Genomic DNA, 20,632 nt, shown 5'->3' on the forward strand with positions numbered 1-20,632 from the left:
GTTCAAAACGCCAAATCCGCCTCGCCTCTTATGATCGTCGGGGCCGGTCGTCACCATCATCCAGCGCCCGCCAGGCGGCCCCGTCCATATCCTCATATTGGCCCGAGCGCACCGACCAGAGGAAGGCGAAAAGGCCAAGCGCTCCTAAGAACAGCGCGACGGGAATGAGATAGATCAGCATATTCATGCCAGTTGCGCCCCCTCGCCTGCAAATCCGGTCTTCGCTTTATTCTGAGGACGGACGGTTTCAGCCGCACCGGCAAGCCGCAGGGCATTGGCGACGACGATCAGCGAGGACGTCGACATGGCGATGGCCGCAATCATCGGCGTCGCATAACCGGCAATCGCAATCGGCACGGCAATGATGTTGTAGCCGATGGCAAGCGCGAAGTTCTGCCGGATTAACCTTCCTGCCCGCTGCGATGTCTCGATTGCGAAAGGCACGGCATCGAGATCCTCCTGCATGAACACGAAATCGGCGGCCTGCCGGCCGATATCGGCGGCGGTGGCGGGCGCCATGGACACATGCGCGGCGGCAAGCGCTGGCGCGTCGTTGATACCGTCTCCCACCATCAGCACCCTGCGCCCCTCGCCGGCAAGTTCGGCGCAGCGCGCCGCCTTGTCCTTCGGCGACAGATCCGCACGCCAGTTGCCGATCCCCAGCCGCTGCGCCATGGCGCTGACGGCTGCGGCCCGGTCGCCCGAAACGATTTCCTGCATCAGGCCCCGCACCGACAGGCTGCGCAATGCCGCAACCGCACCCGCGCGCGCATTGTCCTCGAAACCGAAGCTCGCCAGATGCCGGCCATCGAGAGACAGCACAACTTCCGACCGCGCATCGCCATTATCGACGCTCGCCTCATCCGGGCATGCGAAACGGCGATTGCCCAGCCGGTAGGTTCCGGCTTCCGTCTCCGCCTCGACGCCGGAGCCCGGAATTTCCCGCACCGCCTCATAGGCCGGCACAGCGCCGCTATAGGCAGCATGCAGGGCTTTCGACAGGGGATGCCGCGAATGGGCGGCAAGCCCCGCCGCAATCGCCATGGTGGCAGGCTTCACATCGCCGGTCTCGACCAATCTCGGTTTGCCGATAGTCAGGGTGCCGGTCTTGTCGAACAGCACGGTATCGATTTCGGCCAGCCGCTCCATCGCCGAGCCTTCCTTGACCATGATGCCGTGCCGGAAGAGCCTTCCGGCGGCCACCACCTGCACGACGGGAACGGCAAGGCCAAGCGCGCAGGGGCAGGTGATGATGAGAACCGCAATGGCGATCAGCATCGCCTGTTTCCAGTCACCGCCGAAAATGCCCCAGCCGAAAAACGTCACCAGCGCAAGAAGATGCACCACGGGTGAATAATAGCTTGCGGCCCGGTCGGCGATGCGCCGGTAACGCGCCCGCCCGCCTTCGGCCGCCTCCATCAGCCCGATTACTTCCGAGAGGAAGGAATCCTTCGCCGATGCCGTCACCCGCGCAATCAGCGAACCGGTAAGATTGAGCGTGCCGGCCTGAAGGCTGTCGCCTGCCGCAACGCGGCGTGGCGCGCTTTCACCGTTGACGATGGACACGTCGAGATCGCTGCTGCCGGAGACGACCACGGCATCCACCGCCACGCGGTCTCCGGCCGCAATCGCAATCGACATTCCCGGCTGGATATCGGCAAGCGGCCGATACTCCCGCGTTCCGTTCTCACCGATCACCGTTGCCCCGCGCGGCGAAAGCCGGGCAAGCCCGGCAATGGCCGAGCGCGCCTTGTCGCGCATTATATGATCCAGCGTGCGGCCGATGAGCAGGAAGAACAGCAGCGAGACGGTCGCATCGAACCATGCATGTTCGCCGTGATGGATCGTCTCCCACAGGGAAACGGCATAGGAAAGCGTTATGGCGAGTGCGATCGGCACATCCATATTGGTGCGGCCATGTTTCAGCGCGTTCCAGGCAGATTGATAGAAGAAACGCCCGCCATAGATCAGCGCCGGCGCGGCGATCATCGCCGAAATCCAGTGGAACATGTCGCGCGTCGCCGCATCCGCCCCCGACCAGACGGAGACGGACAGGAGCATGATATTGGCGGAAGCAAAGCCGCACAGCGCCACCGCCCTGATCAGCTGCGAGCGCAACGCGTCCGAGGCATCCTGCCCGCTGGCGAAAAGATGCGTGCGGTATCCCGTCGCAAGAATAGCGCGGGCAAGATCGGCGGGATCGGTCCTGACGCCGTCGACCTCTTCTTTCCAGACGACCGCCACACGTTTGGACGACAGGTTCACACGCGCCCGCTCCACTTGGCCAAGACGGCCGAGCGCGGTCTCGATGGTGGTGATGCAGGCGCCGCAATACACATCCGGCACACTGAGATCGGTCTGGCGCAATCCCTGCCCCAGATCGCGGCTCGCCAGCAGCAACTCCTCCGACGATGGCGGATTGACCGGCTCGCCAAGCTGTAGCGAACCTTCCGTTCCCGGTGCGCAGCAGCTCATTGGCGCCCCCTGATGACGGCGATCCGCGTGCCCTCATGCACGATGATCCGGCCGTCCTTGACGGCGGTAACCTCGACGATCCATTGGCCCGGCAGCATGTCATGCGGGCCGGTGAAGACACCGGTGGAAACCGGGGTCAGTTCCATGTCGAAATTCTGGCGTTCCCCGACAGGCCGGCGAAAATGCGCCGTCACCTTATCCGTGTCGACCGGGCCGGTGTCGGGATGAAACACCTCGTAACGCACCGTCTTTTCATCCACGATGAGCTTGCCCTTGATACCGGTCGCGGCCCTTGCCTTGGCGGCTTCCGCCTTGGCGTTGAACTGCTGGCTGGCCACATAGGTATTGGGCACGACGAGCCCGCTCCAGCTGTTGACCGCGTTCCAGGCCATCACCATGTTGACGGTGATGACGGTGCCGAAAAACAGCAGCATGACACCCAGCATATGCCAGCCGGTAAAAGTGAAACCGGACGTCTGGCGATTGTTCACGGTCATTTTTTCACTCCCGGAGCGTTGAAGACAGCATCGTAGCGGGCCGTCTCATGGCCTCCCGTATCGCTGACGATGAATTCGAAATTTTCCGCCGCCCGCGCAACATCTTTGCCCGGCAGGGTGACGAAGACCTTCAGCGTCGTCGCCTCGTCCGGCTCCACCGTCACTTCGAAGGTGCGTGCGGCCGTGTCCGGCATACCGTTGATCTTCATCACCGCATTCGGAATGCCCTCCATGGTCAGGCTCATTGTGCGTGGCTGCGGCACCATATTGAGAATGCGCACCGTATAGCCGTTGCGAATGGAACCATTCGATTCCAGCACATATTGCGGATTGCGGTCATGCAGGACATTCAGCGCCAGCCGCTCGCGCGTCACCAGCGCAAACAGCATGCCGATGCCGACCGCCGACCAGATGGCCGTGTAAAGCAGCGTGCGCGGCCGGAAGACGATGCGCCAGTTGAAGTGGCGGATGCTCTTCCTGAAGCTGCCGTCCTCCTCGCGCACATTGGCGGGGCGGATGGCATGCTCACCATTGCCGGTCGCCAGCGCCATGTTGGACTGGTATTCGGAAAGCGTCGCATAGGCGATCAGCCCGCGCGGCTTGCCGATCTTGTCCATCACCCCGTCGCAGGCATCGATGCAGAGCGCGCAGGTGATGCATTCCAGCTGCTGCCCGTCCCTGATGTCGATACCCATGGGACAGACCGCGACGCAGGCATTGCAATCGACGCAGTCGCCGATGCTCTCCCCTGCCGCCGCAGCCTTTTTCGCATGCCGCGAGCGCGGTTCGCCGCGCCAGTCATTATAGGTGACGACAAGCGAGTTCTCATCCAGCATCGCCGCCTGAATGCGCGGCCAGGGACACATATAGGTGCATACCTGTTCCCGCATCAGCCCGCCGAAGACATAGGTGGTGGCGGTGAGGATGGCGACGGTGGAATAGGCGATCATCGGCGCCTGCCCGGTCATGAACTGCATGGCAAGCGTCGGCGCATCGGCAAAATAGAAAATCCAGGCGCCGCCGGTCAGAACGCCGATCACCAGCCAGATCGCGTGTTTCAGCACCCGCTTGCGCAATTTGCCGAATGTGAAGGGCGCGGCATCCAGTTTCATGCGCGCGTTCCTGTCGCCCTCTATCGCCCGTTCGACCACCAGAAACAGGTCGACCCAGACGGTCTGCGGACAGGTGTAACCGCACCATGCACGCCCGACAGCGGAAGTGACGAGAAACAGCCCAAGCCCGGCCATGACCAGCAATCCGGCAACGAAGAAGAACTCCTGCGGCCAGATTTCGATGAAGAAGAAATAAAAGCGCCGGTTGGCGATATCGATCAGCACCGCCTGATCCGGCGCATAGGGGCCGCGATCCCAGCGCAGGAACGGCGTCAGATAATAAATGCCGAGCGTGACCAGCATCACCAGCCATTTGAACCGCCGGAACCGCCCCTCCGCGCGCTTGGGAAAAATCTTCCTGCGTGCCTCGTAGAGCGGTTTGCGCGTTTTTGCGGAATTGACGGCTTCCGCCTCCAGCCTCTCGACGGGCTGTTGCGGGCGATCCTGTCCGGCGCGATAGATGTTCATGATAAGAGTCCGTTTTTATCTCCTTGCTTTCTCCCATCTCCCCGGTGAAACATCCTTGACTTACATCAAGTGACGACAAAGTGGCGCAGATGGGAACGCGCCGCCAAGGGAGGATGAAATGCCTGTCATGCAGTCGAGAATCATTCATCTGTCGGTCGAAAAACCCTGGAGCCACGTCTATGACTTCGCCTCCAACCCGCAGAACATGCCCCGCTGGGCCGCAGGCCTTGCGGGCGGCCTCACACCGGACGGCGAGGACTGGATCGCCGAGGGCGGGCCGCTTGGCGAAGTGCGCGTCAATTTCGCGCCCGCAAACGAGTTCGGCGTCATCGACCATGTCGTGACATTGCCGGATGGGGTGAGGGTTTATAACGCGCTACGGGTAACGCCGAACGGCAGCGGCACGGAGGTGAGTTTCACCCTGCTTCGCCTTCAGGGCATGACGGACGAGGATTTCGAGCAGGATGCAAAAGCGATCACGGCCGATCTCGAAACGCTGAAGGCGCTGCTCGAAAAGGAATGATGGAGGAACCATGACCACGAATACGAACGACCGGCGGATCGACTATGTCGAATTCAACGTCGCCGATATCGAGCGCAGCAAGGAATTTTACGGCGGCGCCTTCGGCTGGTCCTTCAAGGATTACGGTCCGCAATATTGCGAGTTTTCCGATGGCCGGCTGACCGGCGGTTTCACCACGACGGCTCCGGTCTCGGCCAAGGGCGGACCGCTCGTCATTCTCTACGCCGACGATATCGAGGATGTGCAGCGACGCGTCGAAGCCGCCGGCGGGCAGATCAGCGTCGCAATCTTCGAGTTTCCGGGCGGCCGGCGTTTTCACTTCACCGATCCGGACGGATACGAACTGGCCGTCTGGTCGGACCGATAAGAAAAAGGCCGCATCGCGGCCCACATTGAAACCTCTCCGTCATGCCGGACTTGATCCGGCATCCAGCCACGGCGCGTCTGCGCCGTGAGAAGAGTCTTTTGCGATCAATGACTTGATCGCGCTGGACCCCGGATCAAGTCCGGGGTGACGGAGTGCGGATGAGGTACTCTGCCCAAAACATCTCCGCGTGGCCTTAGGGCCGCATCACGCGGCCCTTTGCTTTTCTACCTCAAGCAATCACTCACCCCCGCCAAGCGAATGAACGAAGATCGCCAGCTGCTTGACCGTCGTATCGCCGAGACGCTCACCCCAGGCGGGCATGACCCCGTGCTTGGGCGAACGGATCTGCGCGACGATGCCTTCCTCCCCATGCGCCTTCAGCCAGATCGCGTCGGCCAGATTGGGCGCGCCGAATTCGCGATTACCCTTGGCATCTTCGCCGTGACACGAAGCGCAATTGTCGGCAAAGACCTGCTTGCCAGGCTCCACCAGAGCCGGGTTGGATGGGGTGCCGGTGAGGCTGACGACATAGGCCGCGACCTCGCGGATTTCGTCCGATTTCAGAATTTCACCGAAAGCGGGCATTTCCGAAGCGCGCGTATCCGCATCGTCGGCAAAACGAATGCCGTGCTTCACCGTCGTATAGATGTCGTCGACGCTGCCGCCCCACATCCAGTCGTCATCGTTGAGGTTGGGATAGCCCTGCCCGCCTTCCGCGCCCGAACCGTGACACTGAATGCAATTGACCTTGAAAGCGGCAGCGCCGCCGGAAAGGGCAAATTGCATCAGGGTCGGGTCGGCCTGAATTTCGGCGAGCGACGAATTGGCGATCTTGTCGACAAAGACGCTCTGCGACTGTTTTGCATCGGCAATTTCGGCGGCAATATCGCCGCGGCTGTTCCAGCCGAGCAACCCTTGCGTCGCCCCATTGATCAGCGGCCATGCCGGATAGGCGATGGTATAGCCGATGGCCCAGAGGATCGTGAAATAGAAGGTCCAGACCCACCAGCGCGGCATGGGATTGTTCAGCTCGCGGATACCGTCCCATTCGTGGCCGGTGGTTTCGACGCCGCTGATGTCATCAATGTGTTTTTCGGACATATCCTAGTCCTCCTTGAGCGGAATGCTGGCGGCATCGTCCGCGGCCTTCTTCGAGCCGGGGCGAAGGGTGAAAACGACGACGCCGGCAAAGAACAGGGTCATGGCAAGCAAGCCCCAGCTATCGGCGAAGTGGCGCATGGCCGTGTAGGTTTCCATGGCTCACACCTCCTCACCGGTATCCGGCGGCATCGTCATAGGTCGAGAAATCGACCAGCGTGCCGAGCATTTGCAGATAGGCGACCAGCGCATCCATTTCGGTGAGCTTGGCCGGATCGCCGTCGAAATCGCCCACCTTCGCTTTCGGATAACGCGCCATAAGTTCCGACGAATCCGCATTCGGGTCGGCCTGGGCGGCAAGATCGGCAGCGGATTTCTCGATCATCTCGTCGCTATAGGGCACACCGACGGCGCGGTTGGCCTTCAGCTCCATGGAAACGTCGGTGATCTTCAGCGGCGTGGTCTTCAGGAACGCATAGGAGGGCATGACCGATTCCGGCACCACCGAACGCGGATCGGCCAGATGCTGCACGTGCCACTCGTTCGAATAACGGTCGCCGACGCGCGCAAGGTCAGGCCCCGTGCGCTTGGAACCCCACTGGAACGGATGATCGTACATGGATTCCGCCGCCAGGCTGTAATGCCCGTAACGTTCCACCTCGTCGCGGAACGGCCGGATCATCTGGCTGTGGCAGACGTAACAGCCCTCGCGGATATAGATGTTGCGCCCGGCCAGTTCCAGCGGCGTGTAGGGTCGCATGCCCTCCACCTTCTCGATGGTGTTTTCGAGATAAAAGAGCGGTGCGATTTCAACGATGCCGCCGATGGAAACGACCAGCAGGGAGCCGACCAGAAGCAGCGTCGCGTTGCGTTCGATGACGCCGTGTTTGTCAAGTATGGACATCGGCCTCTCCTTATTCAGCAGGCTGCAGCGAAGGAGCCGCGTCCTTGCTGGCGCCCTCCTCGCGTTGATGACCGAGGATGGTCATCGTGACGTTGTAGGCCATGATCAGCGCGCCGCTGAGGAACATCAGGCCGCCCAATGCACGCATCACGTAGTAGGGGAACAGCGCCGCGACCGATTCCGCGAAGGAATAGACGAGGAAGCCTTGGGCATCATATTCGCGCCACATCAGCGCCTGCTGGATGCCGGCCACCCACATGACGGCGGCGTAAACGACGATGCCGAGCGTGGCGAGCCAGAAGTGCCAGTTGACCAGTTGCAGGCTATAGAGACGCTCCCTGCCCCACAGTTTCGGCGTCAGGTAATAGATCGCGCCGAAGGTGATCATGCCGTTCCAGCCGAGAGCGCCGGAATGAACATGGCCGATGGTCCAGTCGGTATAGTGGCTGAGCGAGTTGACCGCCTTGATCGACATCATCGGGCCTTCGAAGGTCGCCATGCCGTAAAACGCAACCGCCATCACCATCATCCGCACGACGGGATCGGTGCGGATCTTGTCCCATGCGCCCGAAAGCGTCATCAGACCGTTGATCATGCCGCCCCACGAGGGCATCCACAGCATCACCGAGAACACCATGCCGAGCGTCTGCGCCCAGTCGGGCAGCGCGGTATAGTGCAGGTGGTGCGGACCGGCCCAGATATACATGAAGATCAGCGCCCAGAAGTGGATGATCGACAGGCGGTAGGAATAGACCGGGCGGTTCACCTGCTTCGGGATGAAATAATACATCATGCCGAGGAAGCCGGCCGTCAGGAAGAAGCCAACGGCATTGTGGCCGTACCACCATTGCGTCAGCGCATCCTGCACGCCCGAAAAGGCCGAGTAGCTCTTGACGCCGAGGAACGAGACCGGAATGGCGAGATTATTGACGATATGCAGCATGGCAATCGTGACGATGAATCCCAGGTAGAACCAGTTCGCCACATAGATATGCGGCTCCTTGCGCATGAAAATGGTGCCGAGGAAGGCGACGAGATAGGCAACCCAGACGATGGTCAGCCAGATATCGACATACCATTCCGGCTCCGCATATTCGCGGCCCTGCGTGATGCCGAGCAGATAGCCGGTGGCGGCCATGACGATGAAGAGGTTGTAGCCCCAGAACACGAACCAGCCGAGATTGCCGCCGAACAGGCGCGCCCGACAGGTTCTCTGCACCACGTAAAAGGAGGTGGCGATCAGCGCATTTCCCCCGAAAGCGAAGATCACCGCCGATGTGTGCAGCGGCCGCATCCGGCCGAAATTGAAATAGGGCGCGATATTGAGATCGGGAAAGGCGAGCTGAAGCGCCACCACGACGCCGACCAGAAAGCCGACGACACCCCAGAACACGGTGGCAATGACGCCGTATTTCACCACCTCGTCGAAATATTCCGACTTGAGGCGGGCACGCGCGGCTGAATCGACAGGCGCGAAGGAGACACGGCGCAGCAGAAGCACCGTGCTGACCAGAAGCGTAAAGAACAGCACCCACATATGGGCGGCGAAAAGACTGTCATGGGCAAAGGCTGCCCCGAGCAACGCGAGAAAGGCCCCAAGGGCCACGATCGCGGTTTCTAACGTGTAATTCATTGTTGGTTTCCCCCAACGTGCAAGCCGACCGACGAAAGGCACGGCACGCGCCTGGGAGAGCGGAAACGCGCCTTTGCGTCGGTTGGAGCATTGCCACCGGCAGGGGAACGCCACCTTGATCCAGATCAAGAAAGCAAAGCTGTCGCAGCCCCGGCAAAACGGGGCGCGGCTTTATGAGAGGAATTTGCGTAAGAGCAAAAATACACGGCGATGTCGGCCCGCTTTCGCGGGTGCCGCTTCAGCCCTTCATCTTCAGGGGCAGACCGGCGGCGACAAAATAGACCTCACCGGCAATGGCGGCGATTCGCTGATGCAGGCGGCCGGCGTGGTCGCGAAATTCCCGCGCCATGCGGTTTTCCGGCACGATGCCGAGACCGACTTCGTTGGAAACGAAAATCAGCCTCGCCCGAGCCGATACAATCGCCGCCTCGAGCGCCGCAAAGGCAGCCTCGATATCGGCATTCTCCATCATCAGATTGGTGAGCCACAGGGTGAGGCAATCGATGAGAACGACATTTTCCGGCGCATCGAGCTGCTCCAGCACGGCGGCAATATCGACGGGCGCTTCATGGGTGGTCCATTCGCCGCCGCGCCGCCCCTGATGATGGACGATGCGCTCACGCATCTCGTCATCCCATGCCCGGCCGGTGGCCAGATAATGCAGGCTTCCACCGAACTTGCCCGCAAGCTCTTCCGCAAAACGGGACTTGCCGGAGCGCGCGCCGCCAAGAATGAAAACGGAGCGGTTTTTATCTGTCATCTAAAACCTGAAGGAAGAGAATGAAGTGGACCGGCATCTTCGCCGTGTCGCAAGCCAGGGACAGGCAGACATGAAGGGAACGATTCGTAGAAAAAGGCGTCCCCCGGTTGCTCATGCCGGACTGCCGCTGATACCGGGCCGGAGAAAACAAGACCTGCCTGCAGGATGCCGGGCATATTAGCCTTGGCGACTCCGGATACCGGAAACACCGGTCCTGATGAAAGGCTAGGTGCGAACGGCCATCCTGTCAATCGGTCCCTGCCGTTAGCCAAAAATCAGGCGGAACCGGAACGCAAAACCTTAATCCGGAACCGGCAGACCTGTCGTCCGCGACTGGATTGATAAAGCGACTTGGTTACCGGAAAGTTAGCGAAAAACCGAATGATGAAACCGCAACGCCAAAGGAGAATATGGAGTGACGGCAGCCGCCGCCATTGCCTTGCCATGGCCTTCAAATCAATATGCTTTCGAAGATTCGCAAACAGCAAGGTGGCCCGCCCGTGATGACCGTCATGGACTATATCTCGATCGTCGTTTTCATCCTGTTATGGGCCGTCTATACCCATGTCACGACGGGAACGCGGCTGTTTTCGAGAGCCAGCCTCAATCAGGCCATGGCCGAGCGTCGGCGAGACTGGATCATGAATTCGCTGAAGCGCGACCTGAAGATGATCGACACGCAGATCATGGCCGGCCTGCAGAACGGTACCGCTTTTTTCGCTTCCACCTCCATCTTCGCCATCGGCGGATGTTTCGCGCTTCTGGGCGCGACAGAACAGGTCGAATCGGTGTTTCGCGACATGCCTTTCGTGCATTATGCCGGGCGCACGGCCTTCGAACTGAAGGTCATCGGACTCACCTGCCTGTTCGGTTATTCCTTCTTCAAGTTCGGCTGGTCCTACCGCCTGTTCAACTATTGCACGATACTGTTCGGCGCCATTCCCATGGTCCACGATGTCGGCGCCGATCGCGAGGCGGCGGAGCGGGCGGCGGAAAACGTCATAAAGATGAACATCATCGCTGCTAAGAACTTCAATGACGGCCTGCGGACCATCTTTCTGTCCATCGGTTATCTCGGCTGGTTCATCAGCCCTTACGTCTTCATCGCCAGCACGGTCATCATCATCGTGGCGCTGTTACGCCGCCAGTTCTTTTCCGAAGCGCGACGCGCCATCATGGAAGAAAACAGGCCTTGAAATAGCCGCACTTCAAGGGCCAAGCCCAGCGTGATACCGGCCTCCCCGAAAGCTTGAAAAACGGAAACCATGGACACGAACGCAGCCGCAAACGAAAACCGCCGCAAAGGCCGCATAGGCGGTCTCGACACCCTGCGCGGGCTGGCCCTCATCGCCATGGCGTCCTACCACTTCACGTGGAATCTGGAATATTTCGGCTATCTCGAACCCGGCACGGCGACGACCGGCCTGTGGAAGCTCTATGCGCGCGGCATCGCCAGCTCGTTCCTGTTTCTGGCCGGTTTCAGCCTGTTTCTCGCCCATGGCAAGGGCGTGAACTGGCCGTCCTTCGGCAAGCGTTTTGCGATGGTGGCCGGCTCGGCGCTGCTCATTACCGTCGCCACCTATTTCGCCTTTCCGGACAGCTTCATCTTCTTCGGCATATTGCACAATATCGCCGCCGCAAGCCTTGTCGGGTTGTTGTTCCTGCGAGCACCCGCGGCAGTGACGCTGCTTTTTGCAGTGGTTGCTTTCATCCTGCCGCACTATCTGCAATCGGAACTGTTCAACGCAAAATGGCTGGCCTGGATCGGTTTTTCCACCATGCCCCCCCGCTCGAACGATTATGTGCCGCTGCTGCCCTGGCTTGCGCCCTTCCTCGCCGGACTTGCGGTCTCGCAATTCGTCACACCGCGCGACTGGCTCGACCGCTTTCGAAGCCCGAGTTCGCCTCGCAACCTGATTGCAGGCGCCGGCCGTCACAGCCTTGCCTTTTACCTGATCCACCAGCCGGTGCTGATCGGGCTCGTCTACACGCTGTCACTCATCGCCCCGCCCCCGCCTGTCGATCAGGTCGAGCTTTACAAGTCGAGCTGTGAAAAGAGCTGCGTCGAGCAGGCGAACGGACTGGAACTGTGCCAGCGTTTCTGCGGCTGCACGCTGGAGAAGCTGCAGGCCGAAAACCTGTTCGACACGATGATGGAAGGCAAGCTCAGCGCCGATCAGCAGACGAAGGTAAGCGAGGTGGCGCAGCAGTGCACGGTTGAGGCGCAGTAGGCTCAGGTAGCCAGAACGTTAGCGCTTGCCGCCTCTTCTTCTCCCTGCCGGGGAGAAGGTGGCCCGAAGGGTCGGATGAGGGGGCAACGTCGGCGATAAATCGAGAGCTTGCCCCCCTCATCCCGCTGCCGCGACCTTCTCCCCGGCGGGGAGAAGAGACAAGCGAAACCCGCTCGTTCCATATGCAACAAAAGTGAAAAGGCTTCGGAGCCATTCTTGACAGCTACGTCAACGGAATAGCCAACACCGCTATAGGGCCGGGGCCGGCTTCACGTCCCCACGCCGATTTCGGCAAGCCGCGTCAGACAGGCTTCTTCGACATTGTCGAGTTCCGCCAGCGTCTCTTCGATGTCCTTGCGTTTTTGCCGAAGCTCCGCGCGCTTTTCATCGACCTTCTTCATCAGAAGCACCAATTGGCCCGATTCGCCCGGCGGTTCCTTGTAGACGTGGATGATTTCGCGAATTTCGGAGATCGTGAAACCGATACGGCGGCCGCGCAGGATTTCCTGAATGAGGCGGCGGTCCGCAGCCCTGAAAAGCCGTGTGCGCCCGCGACGCTCAGGGTGAATCAGCCCCTCGTCCTCGTAAAATCTCAAGGTACGGGTGGAAACACCGAATTCGCGTGTCAGTTCGGTTATGCTATAATACTTGTCCAAGGGCCTATCCGATTCATAACCGGATGATATTATTTGACCTTCACGTAAAAGTCAATTTTCGCCCGCCTCGCCTTACCCGGAAATACCGTACCACCAGGTCGCGATCCCCAGAAAGGCGAAAAAGCCGACAATATCGGTGACCGCCGTGACGAAGACCGCCGAGGAGACCGCCGGGTCTGCCCCGAACTTGTCGAGCACCAGCGGAATGAGAATGCCCGCCAGCGCCGCCGCCAGCATGTTGAGACACATGGCCGTGGCGATGATGCCGCCAATATGGATATCCTGAAACCAGATACCGGCAACAATGCCGATGGCGCAGCCGAACAGCATGCCGTTCAGGATACCCACACCCGCCTCACGCCGGATGATGCGCGCGGCGTTGTGAATATCGAGGCTTTTGGTGGCAAGTGCCCGCACCGACACCGTCATGGTCTGCGACCCGGCATTGCCGCCCATGCCGGCCACCGCCGGCATCAGGATCGCCAGCGCGACGATCTGCTGGATCGTCGCATCGAACAGGCTGATGACGGAGGCGGAGAGAAAGGCGGTGATGAGATTGACCGCAAGCCAGGGCACGCGTGAACGCGATGTGCTGGCAATCGAGTCCGACAGTTCTTCGTCACCGACACCGCCAAGGCGCAGCAGATCCTCTTCGGCCTCTTCCTGAATGACATCCACCACGTCATCGATGGTCAGCACGCCCACCAGTCGGCCGTTGTTGTCGACCACGGCGGCGGAGAGAAGGTCGTATTGCTCGAAAAGCTGCGCGGCCTCTTCCTGGTCCATTTCCGCCGGAATGGAGTGGTTGGTCTCGTGCATGATGGTTTCGATCTTCACCTGACGCTTGGCGCGCAGCACCTTGTCGAGATCGAGCGCGCCGACCAGCTTGAAGGTGGGATCGATGACGAAGATCTGCGTGAAGGAATCCGGCAGCTCCTCCTCCTCGCGCAGATAATCGATGGTCTGCCCCACGGTCCAGAACGGCGGCACGGCCACGAATTCCGTCTGCATGCGGCGGCCGGCCGAGCTTTCCGGATAATCCAGAGCCCGCATCAGCCGCACACGTTCGGTGAACGGCAGTTGCGAGAGAATATCCTCGCGGTCCTCGTCGTCGAGGTCCTCGAGAATATAGACGGCGTCGTCCGAATCCAGCTCGCCGATACCCGCTGCGATCTGCTCGTTCGACATCTGGTCGACGATATCGAGGCGGATACCCTCATCCACCTCGGTCAGCGCCGTCATGTCGAAGTCGGAACCGAGAAGGCGCACCAGCGCATGGCGCTGTTCCGGCAGGATGGATTCTAGCAGGTCGCCGAGTTCGGATTCGTGCAGCCGCGCCACGTTCTTGCGCAGGAAAAGCAGATCGCGGTCAGCGATCGCGGCACCCACCATCGTCAGAAAATCCGAGCGGACGGAGCCGTCTTCTGCATAAATATCGGAGGGCGCTTCCGCAGGCTTCATGTCCTCGGGCGCGACAGGATCGTCGTCACGGTCTGTCATCTGGCGTCCCCTTGTATTCAAATGCCGCAGTGCACGGATGTGCAGGCAGAATGGCGTTAAAAGGTTTATTGTCAACAACCGGATAGCGGCAAATAAACAAGCTCTCCGGCTGCGGCGAAAAATCCATTCGACATTCCTCTTCCGGTTGGCAGGCTTAGCCACGGCCAGCGGCTATAGGCATGTTTAGCCAGGCGTTGCAGCTTGTTTTGCGACAACGCCCACCCCCTTTACGCCGTTCCCGTTTTAAATGTCGAACGGGCGAACAAAGGTTTCGCCGCAATGCACAATTAAGACATTGACAGGCAGCGTGGAACGGCGCTTCTGGATAAGTATTTGACAAACGGCAAACGCCGACAGGCGGGCACGAGAAGACAGATTCCGGGAATCAGGACCATGAGCAAGACGGACTTCATTGGCAAGGCATCGACAGCCGCAGGCGGCTGGGGCGCACTCAAAAGCGTCGGCAAACGCCTTCTCGAATCCGGCGCCCCGATTTCCGGCGCCCGCACGCTTTTGAAGACCAACCAGCCGGATGGATTCGACTGCCCTGGCTGCGCCTGGGGCGACCCGGAACACGGCTCCTCTTTCGAATTTTGCGAGAACGGCGTCAAGGCCGTGTCATGGGAGGCGACGGAGGCCCGCGTGCCGCCGGACTTCTTCGCCAGCCGCACCGTCTCGGAACTGCGCGGCTGGTCCGACTACGATCTGGAAAAACAGGGCCGCCTCACCCATCCCATGCGTTATGACCGGGCGAGCGACAAATATCTGCCCGTCTCCTGGGACGATGCCTTCTCCGAAATCGGCCGTATCCTCAACAGCCTCGACAGCCCGGACCGGGCGGAGTTCTATACCTCCGGCCGCGCCTCCAATGAGGCGGCCTTCCTCTATCAGTTGATGGTCCGGCTTTACGGCACCAACAATTTCCCCGATTGTTCGAACATGTGCCACGAAGCGAGCGGCGTTGGCCTGAAGGCTTCGATCGGCGTCGGCAAGGGCACCGTTTTGCTTGAGGATTTCGAGCAGACGGACGCCATTTTTGTCATCGGGCAAAATCCCGGCACCAACCATCCCCGCATGTTGGGCGACCTGCGCCGCGCCGCCCTTCGCGGCGCCCGCATCGCCGTCTTCAACCCCATCCGCGAAAAGGGTCTGGAACGCTTTGCCGACCCGCAGGACAAGGTTGAGATGATTACCGGCGGCAGCACCCGCATCGCCACCAATTATTACCAGCCGCGCCAGGGCGGCGACATGGCGGCCGTGCGCGGTATGAGCAAGGCGGTCTTCGCCGCCGACGATGCCGCAAGGGCAGCGGGCGAACCCGCCATCATCGATTACGACTTCATCGCCGAACATGCGGCAGAGTTCGAGGCCTATCGTGCTGCCGTCGATGCGACGAGCTGGGAAAGCATCCTCGACCAGTCCGGCCTCACCCGCGCGGAGATCGAGGAAGCCGCCCGTATCTACATGAATGCCGGTTCCGTCATCGCCACCTGGGCCATGGGCGTCACCCAGCACAAGCATTCGGTCATCATCGTTCGCGAGATCACCAATTTCATGCTGCTGCGCGGCAATATCGGCCGGCCCGGCGCCGGCCTCTGCCCGGTGCGCGGCCATTCCAACGTGCAGGGCGACCGCACCGTCGGCATCGACGAAAAGGCCCCGCCAGCGCTTCTCGACGCGCTGGAGAAGGAACTCGGCGTCCCCATGCCGCGCAAGCCCGGCCACAATACCGTCGAAGCCGTCGCCGCGATGCTGGACGGCAAGGCTCAGACTTTCATCGCGCTCGGCGGCAATTTCATGCGTGCGACGCCCGACGGCCCGCTGATCGTTAAAGCCTTCGAAAAGCAGAAGCTGACCGTCAACATCGCCACCAAGCTCAACCATTCGCATCTGGTGCCGGGCGAAACCTCCTTCGTGCTGCCCTGCCTCGGCCGAACGGAAATCGACCGCAATTCGGCCGGTCGCGCGCAGATCGTCACGGTGGAGGATTCCATGAGCATGGTGCACGGTTCCGGCGGCATCAATCCGCCGGCCTCGGATGAGCTGCGTTCGGAAGTCGCCATCGTCGCCGGTATCGCCGAGGCGACGCTTGGCAATGTCCATGTCGACTGGAAGGCGCTTGCCGATGACTACGATCTCATCCGCGACATGATCGAGCGGGTCATTCCCGGTTTTGATAATTTCAACGAGCGCGTCCGCGTGCCGCGCGGTTTTCATCTGCGCAACGCAGCAGCCGAACGGGAATGGAACACGCCGGCGAAAAAGGCCACCTTCTATAGCGGCCCCTTGCCCGAACAGACCGAACACCAGCAGGCGCTCACGCGCGACGACCTGTTCGTATTGCAGACCTTCCGCAGCCACGATCAATACAACACCACGATCTACGGCATGGATGACCGTTATCGCGGTGTCTATGGCGAGCGCCAAGTCATCTTCATGAACCCGAAGGATATGGAAGCTCTCGGCGCTCATTCCCGCCAGCGCGTCGATGTCATCGGCGAATATGGCGACGGCGTGGAACGCATCGCAAAGAATTTCCGGCTGGTGCCCTATAATATCCCGCAGGGCAGCGTCGGCGGTTATTATCCGGAACTGAACGTGCTGGTGCCGCTGTCGAGCTATGGCGAAGGCAGTTTCACACCGACATCGAAATCGGTGCTCGTCTCCGTTCGCCTGCGCCGGGATGCCTCCTGATGGAAGAGGAGCAATCCACTGCGGCGTTCATGGCGGCGGTGGAGCGGGTTCAGGAAAGCGCCTCACAGGCGCTGACCGCCACGGGTGCGGCGATCCTTCTTTCGGTCTATCTGAGCATCGCCGCTGACAGCCGCAGCATCGCCAACCGGCTGGGGCTTGCGCACGCCCTCATTCTGCGCGAAATCACTGCCCTGTCGCCACGTTTCGTGCGGGTGACAAAACGCGATGCCCGCACCCAGCGCAGCTTTCTGGAGGCAACCGAAGAAGGACAGTCCCTTGCGGCGGCGTCCCTGCGGATTTGAAACGAACGGAGCATTCCTTGGCAACCAGGCCGATCCTGCCCTACCCCCATCTCGGCTTGTCCGAAATCTGTCCGCCGGTCACGGCTTTCGACGGGCAATTACAGGAGCTGGTGGCGGACCTGATCGACACGATGCGCGCCGCACCCGGAGTCGGCATCACCGCCGCCCATATCGGCGTCAAGCAGCGAGTTTTCGTGCTGGAGCTGACACCGGGAACCGTGCTTACCTACATCAATCCTGAAGTCGTCAGCCAATCCACGCAGACCATGCGCCATATGGAGGGCAGCGTCTCCATGCCGGGATTTACCGACGAGGTGGAGCGGCCCTCCGAAATCGAGGTGAGATTTCAGGACATATCCGGCGGCGAACACCGACAGACCGCCGAGGGATTTCACGCCATCTGCATCCAGCACGAGATCGACCAGCTGGACGGCATTTTCTGGCTGAAGCGCCTCTCGAAGCTCAAGCGCGACCGGCTGGTGAAAAAATGGGAAAAATCCCGGAAATCCTGATGGTCAGCCGGTAATCGACAGAGCAAATTCCGCATCGCCCTTCAGCGTGTTGCTGACGGTGCAGATATCCTCCGCCATATGAGCGATGGCGCTGCGCGTGGCCTCATCGAAATCCCCCTTTATCTCGATCCGGACATCGAAACGCACGATCCGCGACGGCTCCTCCTCAGCCTTTTCGCCGGATACATGCACCGTGACCTTTTCGAACCGGTCGAGCACGCCCATGCGGCTTGCTGCAATCCGGGCGCTGAGCGCCAGACAGGCCGACAGCGACGAATAAAGAAGATCGAGCGGATTGAAACCCGGCTCCGAGGCCGCCGTTACCACCGTCAGGGCGCCTCCGGTGGCCGTGACGACATCGGGATGCCCGAGACGGCCAAGAGTGACGACAGCGCCCGTCGGCCGCTTTTTAACCCTGAACCGATTCATGCCCGACCTCACACCGCGATTTCACCCGATGGAACCAAAATTAGCCTCGCGCTTTTACTCACGCAACGGTGAACGACCGTTGAGTATTGATTGAAAAGGGAGCTGGGACATATGGTTACATCTACGCTCGTCAGCATTCTGATCACCTTCCTGGTGATTGTGCTTGTCTTGTGGCTTATCGCGCGACTGCCGGTCGGCGGCGGTGCGAAACAGATCGCACAGGTGATCGTCATCATCATCGGCATTATTTCGCTGCTGAAATATCTTGCCGTCTTCTGATGTCCCGGCACAGTGCAGATGAAAAAAGGCGGCGAAAGCCGCCTCTTTTTATGCACGGTTTTCACCCCGTCCGGTCGCTATTGCCGAGGCTCGAACTGATAGGTTTTTTTCAGGGTAATATCCCGAACGCTGCCAATACCCAGAAACGGTGTATTGTCGGCATCAAAAATCGCCCTGCCCTTCGCCACGATCCACCGGTCCGACCCATCCGGCAGATTGACCTTGTAGCGCTGGTCGAAAAACACACCGGTAGTGATGCTCTCAAAAATGGCCTGCGCCACCTGATCGCGCATCTCGACGTCGATTCTTTCGAGAATCTCCTCGATCGTCACCCCACTCGACGCAACCGGCTCCGAAAACCCATGGCATTCCGCAGTGACCGCATCCATGATCAGCCTGTTATCGGAAATACTCCACATGTAATAGCCAAGCGCATTGTCTGAATCCGTTTTGTCCCCCTGCACGAAAACCCCCAGACATATTTTCCTGACAAAAGCTAACATCGGACCTCTAATATTCCACCCCTCCTTTTTGTAGGGGGAAACGCACGGCTACTACAGCGTGCATCGATATCCACTGAAATTTGACGATGACCGAATCCAGCTGGAGCATTTCCAGTAAAAGTGCGTAACGGTTTTACGTCTGGGAATGCGAAAAAACAAAGCGATAGAGCACGCCCCACGATTCCGTTTTGACCGGACGTGCTCCAGGTTTCCGAAATGGACGACAAATTTCGAAGAGGCATCGCAAAACCATCTGCCTGCGCCTACATGGCTTGTGATGACATGTCGAAGGAGTTCAATATGGTGCGAGCCGCCCTCACGTTCGGATTGCTGACCGCAACCGTCTTTCTGGCCGGGTGCCAGACGTGGCATAGTCCATATCGTGGAAACGAGTGGCGCATGGATCAGGTCATGGATGGTGACCCCTACCGTGTCGGTGACGGCCAGCGCAACCGACGCTGATCCACCTCGTCCATTCAATTCGAACGGCGGCAGGTCGATAATTTGCCGCTGTTAATTCATGGCGCTCTGGCTGCGGGCTAAAGTAGATTGGCGTGGCTTGGGACACATCCAATATGGTCCAACGAGCCGGGGACAGGAAACAGAAGGCAAGCTAAACGACTGGCTAAAAAAGAAAAAACCCGCCGAAGCGGGTTTCTTTGGTGCGGTCGAGAAGACTCGAACTTCCACGGGTTGCCCCACAGCGACCTCAACGCTGCGCGTCTACCAATTCCGCCACGACCGCATCGTGGTAGGCGTCGACTTGCGCCGACGGGGGTGCATGTAGCAAAAGGATTTTCGGTGCACAAGAGCGTCGTGACAGTTTTTTGAAATTAAAAATCGCACCGCACCATCCTATATGCAGGAAGCCCGGAAATGCTGGGGTTGCGGCCCTGTCGCCATTTTGCGAGAAGGCTGTGGAAAGGACTTTTTCATGCTCACACGCACCGATATCGAGACAAACATGCTCCCCGCCGCCGGTTCGCCGCCCGTTCGCTGGCGAATCTCGGAAGGCCTCGTCCCTTATGAGCAGGCGATTGAGGAAATGGAGCGTGAAGTCGCCGCCATTGCCAGCGGCGAGGCAGACGAGCTCGTCTGGCTTCTGGAACATCCGCCGCTCTATACCGCCGGCACCAGCGCCGATGCCGCCGACCTCATAGAACCGGAGCGTTTTCCCGTCTTCGCCACGGGTCGTGGCGGCGAATATACCTATCACGGGCCGGGACAGCGGGTAGTCTATGTCATGCTCGACCTGAAGCGGCGGCGGCAGGATGTCCGCGCCTATGTGGCGGCGCTGGAGGATGTCATCATCCGCACGCTCGACAAGATGAATGTGCGTGGCGAGCGGCGCGAGGACCGCGTCGGCGTCTGGGTCCGGCGGCCGGAAAAACCGCTGCTTCCCGATGGCGGCATGGCCGAGGACAAGATCGCGGCACTTGGCATCAGGCTGCGCAAATGGGTGAGCTTCCACGGGCTCTCGATCAATGTCGATCCGGACCTCTCGCATTTTTCCGGCATCGTTCCCTGCGGCATCAGCGCCTATGGCGTCACCAGCCTTGTCGATCTTGGATTGCCGGTTATGATCGGCGACGTCGACGTTCTGCTGCGCGAGGCCTTTGAGGAGGTGTTTGGCGAGGCAGTGCCCGAAACCGGCGCAGGCGGCTGATCCCACCACAACCTTTGCCGCAG

At 60.2% G+C, this 20,632-nt stretch carries 23 protein-coding genes and 1 tRNA gene; 10 read left to right on the forward strand and 14 right to left on the reverse strand.

What is annotated here, in order from left to right:
* Positions 1-28: 28 nt before the first annotated feature.
* From ccoS to ccoG, 4 genes are read right to left on the reverse strand one after another with little or no spacing between them, the layout of a single operon-like run.
* Entirely contained in the window at positions 29-187 is a 159-nt protein-coding gene (gene ccoS, locus BTE54_RS15050) for a cbb3-type cytochrome oxidase assembly protein CcoS (protein WP_003502794.1), read from the reverse strand.
* Positions 184-2,475: a cation-translocating P-type ATPase gene (locus tag BTE54_RS15055; RefSeq protein WP_078053004.1), complete on the reverse strand. Its 2,292-nt coding sequence runs from the start codon at positions 2,473-2,475 to the stop codon at positions 184-186. Before BTE54_RS15055 ends, ccoS begins: the two co-directional genes overlap by 4 nt.
* Complete coding sequence (locus tag BTE54_RS15060) at positions 2,472-2,972, reverse strand: FixH family protein (RefSeq protein WP_020813183.1); 501 nt, start codon at positions 2,970-2,972, stop codon at positions 2,472-2,474. The genes BTE54_RS15055 and BTE54_RS15060 overlap by 4 nt, the downstream gene beginning before the upstream one ends.
* A complete protein-coding gene (gene ccoG, locus BTE54_RS15065) occupies positions 2,969-4,552 on the reverse strand; it encodes a cytochrome c oxidase accessory protein CcoG (protein ID WP_078053005.1) in 1,584 nt (527 codons plus the stop codon). The genes BTE54_RS15060 and ccoG overlap by 4 nt, the downstream gene beginning before the upstream one ends.
* 118 nt (positions 4,553-4,670) lie before the next feature.
* Between ccoG and BTE54_RS15070 the strand changes: the two genes are divergently transcribed.
* The gene (locus BTE54_RS15070; protein ID WP_078053006.1) at positions 4,671-5,075 is read left to right on the forward strand and encodes an SRPBCC family protein; all 405 of its coding nucleotides are present in this window, start codon (positions 4,671-4,673) and stop codon (positions 5,073-5,075) included.
* Positions 5,076-5,085: 10 nt separating this feature from the next.
* Positions 5,086-5,442 (forward strand): VOC family protein, encoded by a 357-nt coding sequence (locus BTE54_RS15075; RefSeq protein ID WP_078053007.1) that lies wholly within the window; start codon positions 5,086-5,088, stop codon positions 5,440-5,442.
* A 237-nt stretch (positions 5,443-5,679) separates the two neighbouring features.
* Here the strand turns inward: BTE54_RS15075 and ccoP are convergent, their stop codons facing one another.
* The 5 genes from ccoP to cobU all read right to left on the reverse strand — a co-directional run bounded on the left by ccoP (position 5,680) and on the right by cobU (position 9,837).
* Entirely contained in the window at positions 5,680-6,543 is an 864-nt protein-coding gene (gene ccoP / locus BTE54_RS15080; protein WP_078053008.1) for a cytochrome-c oxidase, cbb3-type subunit III, read from the reverse strand.
* Positions 6,544-6,546: 3 nt separating this feature from the next.
* A complete protein-coding gene (locus tag BTE54_RS15085) occupies positions 6,547-6,699 on the reverse strand; it encodes a CcoQ/FixQ family Cbb3-type cytochrome c oxidase assembly chaperone (RefSeq protein ID WP_003502810.1) in 153 nt (50 codons plus the stop codon).
* A gap of 13 nt (positions 6,700-6,712) precedes the next feature.
* A complete protein-coding gene (gene ccoO, locus BTE54_RS15090) occupies positions 6,713-7,444 on the reverse strand; it encodes a cytochrome-c oxidase, cbb3-type subunit II (RefSeq protein WP_078053009.1) in 732 nt (243 codons plus the stop codon).
* A gap of 10 nt (positions 7,445-7,454) precedes the next feature.
* Positions 7,455-9,077 (reverse strand): cytochrome-c oxidase, cbb3-type subunit I, encoded by a 1,623-nt coding sequence (gene ccoN / locus BTE54_RS15095; RefSeq protein ID WP_065655032.1) that lies wholly within the window; start codon positions 9,075-9,077, stop codon positions 7,455-7,457.
* A 238-nt stretch (positions 9,078-9,315) separates the two neighbouring features.
* A complete protein-coding gene (cobU, locus tag BTE54_RS15100; protein ID WP_065655031.1) occupies positions 9,316-9,837 on the reverse strand; it encodes a bifunctional adenosylcobinamide kinase/adenosylcobinamide-phosphate guanylyltransferase in 522 nt (173 codons plus the stop codon).
* Between the two features lie 503 nt (positions 9,838-10,340).
* Between cobU and BTE54_RS15110 the strand changes: the two genes are divergently transcribed.
* The gene (locus tag BTE54_RS15110) at positions 10,341-11,033 is read left to right on the forward strand and encodes a DUF599 domain-containing protein (RefSeq protein WP_003524993.1); all 693 of its coding nucleotides are present in this window, start codon (positions 10,341-10,343) and stop codon (positions 11,031-11,033) included.
* 69 nt (positions 11,034-11,102) lie between these two features.
* Positions 11,103-12,068 (forward strand): DUF1624 domain-containing protein, encoded by a 966-nt coding sequence (locus tag BTE54_RS15115; RefSeq protein ID WP_078053010.1) that lies wholly within the window; start codon positions 11,103-11,105, stop codon positions 12,066-12,068.
* Positions 12,069-12,337: 269 nt separating this feature from the next.
* On the opposite strand, the gene BTE54_RS15120 is transcribed toward BTE54_RS15115, so the two are convergent.
* Positions 12,338-12,724: a MerR family DNA-binding transcriptional regulator gene (locus BTE54_RS15120; RefSeq protein WP_003524989.1), complete on the reverse strand. Its 387-nt coding sequence runs from the start codon at positions 12,722-12,724 to the stop codon at positions 12,338-12,340.
* A gap of 72 nt (positions 12,725-12,796) precedes the next feature.
* Entirely contained in the window at positions 12,797-14,224 is a 1,428-nt protein-coding gene (gene mgtE, locus BTE54_RS15125) for a magnesium transporter (RefSeq protein ID WP_065655029.1), read from the reverse strand.
* Between the two features lie 393 nt (positions 14,225-14,617).
* On the opposite strand from mgtE, the gene BTE54_RS15130 reads away from it, so the two are divergent.
* Genes BTE54_RS15130 through BTE54_RS15140 form a run of 3 tightly spaced genes read left to right on the forward strand, consistent with a single transcriptional unit; the run spans position 14,618 to position 17,732 of the window.
* Positions 14,618-16,918: an FdhF/YdeP family oxidoreductase gene (locus tag BTE54_RS15130; RefSeq protein WP_198939154.1), complete on the forward strand. Its 2,301-nt coding sequence runs from the start codon at positions 14,618-14,620 to the stop codon at positions 16,916-16,918.
* Complete coding sequence (locus tag BTE54_RS15135) at positions 16,918-17,220, forward strand: hypothetical protein (RefSeq protein WP_078053012.1); 303 nt, start codon at positions 16,918-16,920, stop codon at positions 17,218-17,220. The genes BTE54_RS15130 and BTE54_RS15135 overlap by 1 nt, the downstream gene beginning before the upstream one ends.
* Before the next feature lie 17 nt (positions 17,221-17,237).
* Complete coding sequence (locus BTE54_RS15140) at positions 17,238-17,732, forward strand: peptide deformylase (RefSeq protein ID WP_078053013.1); 495 nt, start codon at positions 17,238-17,240, stop codon at positions 17,730-17,732.
* 3 nt (positions 17,733-17,735) lie between these two features.
* Here the strand turns inward: BTE54_RS15140 and BTE54_RS15145 are convergent, their stop codons facing one another.
* Positions 17,736-18,161 (reverse strand): OsmC family protein, encoded by a 426-nt coding sequence (locus BTE54_RS15145; RefSeq protein ID WP_078053014.1) that lies wholly within the window; start codon positions 18,159-18,161, stop codon positions 17,736-17,738.
* 111 nt (positions 18,162-18,272) lie between these two features.
* Between BTE54_RS15145 and BTE54_RS15150 the strand changes: the two genes are divergently transcribed.
* Positions 18,273-18,440: a Thivi_2564 family membrane protein gene (locus BTE54_RS15150; protein ID WP_003502827.1), complete on the forward strand. Its 168-nt coding sequence runs from the start codon at positions 18,273-18,275 to the stop codon at positions 18,438-18,440.
* A 77-nt stretch (positions 18,441-18,517) separates the two neighbouring features.
* On the opposite strand, the gene BTE54_RS15155 is transcribed toward BTE54_RS15150, so the two are convergent.
* Positions 18,518-18,943 (reverse strand): PAS domain-containing protein, encoded by a 426-nt coding sequence (locus BTE54_RS15155; RefSeq protein WP_065655024.1) that lies wholly within the window; start codon positions 18,941-18,943, stop codon positions 18,518-18,520.
* A 216-nt stretch (positions 18,944-19,159) separates the two neighbouring features.
* Here BTE54_RS15155 and BTE54_RS15160 point away from each other — a divergent pair, with 216 nt between their 5' ends.
* Entirely contained in the window at positions 19,160-19,405 is a 246-nt protein-coding gene (locus tag BTE54_RS15160) for a hypothetical protein (RefSeq protein WP_143240724.1), read from the forward strand.
* Positions 19,406-19,603: 198 nt separating this feature from the next.
* Here BTE54_RS15160 and BTE54_RS15165 read toward each other — a convergent pair.
* Positions 19,604-19,688: transfer RNA gene (locus BTE54_RS15165), tRNA-Leu, on the reverse strand.
* A 189-nt stretch (positions 19,689-19,877) separates the two neighbouring features.
* Here BTE54_RS15165 and lipB point away from each other — a divergent pair.
* On the forward strand, positions 19,878-20,609 hold the full coding sequence (gene lipB / locus BTE54_RS15170; RefSeq protein ID WP_065655042.1) for a lipoyl(octanoyl) transferase LipB: 732 nt from the start codon (positions 19,878-19,880) through the stop codon (positions 20,607-20,609).
* Positions 20,610-20,632: the final 23 nt, after the last annotated feature.

Origin of the sequence: Agrobacterium sp. YIC 4121 (genome assembly GCF_002008205.1) — a bacterium.
GTDB lineage: Bacteria > Pseudomonadota > Alphaproteobacteria > Rhizobiales > Rhizobiaceae > Agrobacterium > Agrobacterium leguminum.

What these genes read in the sequence shown, in the direction of transcription:
- BTE54_RS15115 (WP_078053010.1), top strand. Translation starts at nt 11,103, where the DNA reads ATGGACACGAACGCAGCCGCAAACGAAAACCGCCGCAAAGGCCGCATA.
- ccoP (WP_078053008.1), bottom strand. Translation starts at nt 6,543, where the DNA reads ATGTCCGAAAAACACATTGATGACATCAGCGGCGTCGAAACCACCGGC.
- BTE54_RS15135 (WP_078053012.1), top strand. Translation starts at nt 16,918, where the DNA reads ATGGAAGAGGAGCAATCCACTGCGGCGTTCATGGCGGCGGTGGAGCGG.
- BTE54_RS15055 (WP_078053004.1), bottom strand. Translation starts at nt 2,475, where the DNA reads ATGAGCTGCTGCGCACCGGGAACGGAAGGTTCGCTACAGCTTGGCGAG.
- BTE54_RS15110 (WP_003524993.1), top strand. Translation starts at nt 10,341, where the DNA reads ATGACCGTCATGGACTATATCTCGATCGTCGTTTTCATCCTGTTATGG.
- BTE54_RS15075 (WP_078053007.1), top strand. Translation starts at nt 5,086, where the DNA reads ATGACCACGAATACGAACGACCGGCGGATCGACTATGTCGAATTCAAC.
- BTE54_RS15155 (WP_065655024.1), bottom strand. Translation starts at nt 18,943, where the DNA reads ATGTTAGCTTTTGTCAGGAAAATATGTCTGGGGGTTTTCGTGCAGGGG.
- lipB (WP_065655042.1), top strand. Translation starts at nt 19,878, where the DNA reads ATGCTCACACGCACCGATATCGAGACAAACATGCTCCCCGCCGCCGGT.
- mgtE (WP_065655029.1), bottom strand. Translation starts at nt 14,224, where the DNA reads ATGACAGACCGTGACGACGATCCTGTCGCGCCCGAGGACATGAAGCCT.
- BTE54_RS15150 (WP_003502827.1), top strand. Translation starts at nt 18,273, where the DNA reads ATGGTTACATCTACGCTCGTCAGCATTCTGATCACCTTCCTGGTGATT.
- BTE54_RS15085 (WP_003502810.1), bottom strand. Translation starts at nt 6,699, where the DNA reads ATGGAAACCTACACGGCCATGCGCCACTTCGCCGATAGCTGGGGCTTG.
- ccoN (WP_065655032.1), bottom strand. Translation starts at nt 9,077, where the DNA reads ATGAATTACACGTTAGAAACCGCGATCGTGGCCCTTGGGGCCTTTCTC.
- cobU (WP_065655031.1), bottom strand. Translation starts at nt 9,837, where the DNA reads ATGACAGATAAAAACCGCTCCGTTTTCATTCTTGGCGGCGCGCGCTCC.
- ccoS (WP_003502794.1), bottom strand. Translation starts at nt 187, where the DNA reads ATGAATATGCTGATCTATCTCATTCCCGTCGCGCTGTTCTTAGGAGCG.
- BTE54_RS15130 (WP_198939154.1), top strand. Translation starts at nt 14,618, where the DNA reads ATGAGCAAGACGGACTTCATTGGCAAGGCATCGACAGCCGCAGGCGGC.
- ccoG (WP_078053005.1), bottom strand. Translation starts at nt 4,552, where the DNA reads ATGAACATCTATCGCGCCGGACAGGATCGCCCGCAACAGCCCGTCGAG.
- BTE54_RS15070 (WP_078053006.1), top strand. Translation starts at nt 4,671, where the DNA reads ATGCCTGTCATGCAGTCGAGAATCATTCATCTGTCGGTCGAAAAACCC.
- BTE54_RS15145 (WP_078053014.1), bottom strand. Translation starts at nt 18,161, where the DNA reads ATGAATCGGTTCAGGGTTAAAAAGCGGCCGACGGGCGCTGTCGTCACT.
- ccoO (WP_078053009.1), bottom strand. Translation starts at nt 7,444, where the DNA reads ATGTCCATACTTGACAAACACGGCGTCATCGAACGCAACGCGACGCTG.
- BTE54_RS15060 (WP_020813183.1), bottom strand. Translation starts at nt 2,972, where the DNA reads ATGACCGTGAACAATCGCCAGACGTCCGGTTTCACTTTTACCGGCTGG.
- BTE54_RS15160 (WP_143240724.1), top strand. Translation starts at nt 19,160, where the DNA reads ATGGACGACAAATTTCGAAGAGGCATCGCAAAACCATCTGCCTGCGCC.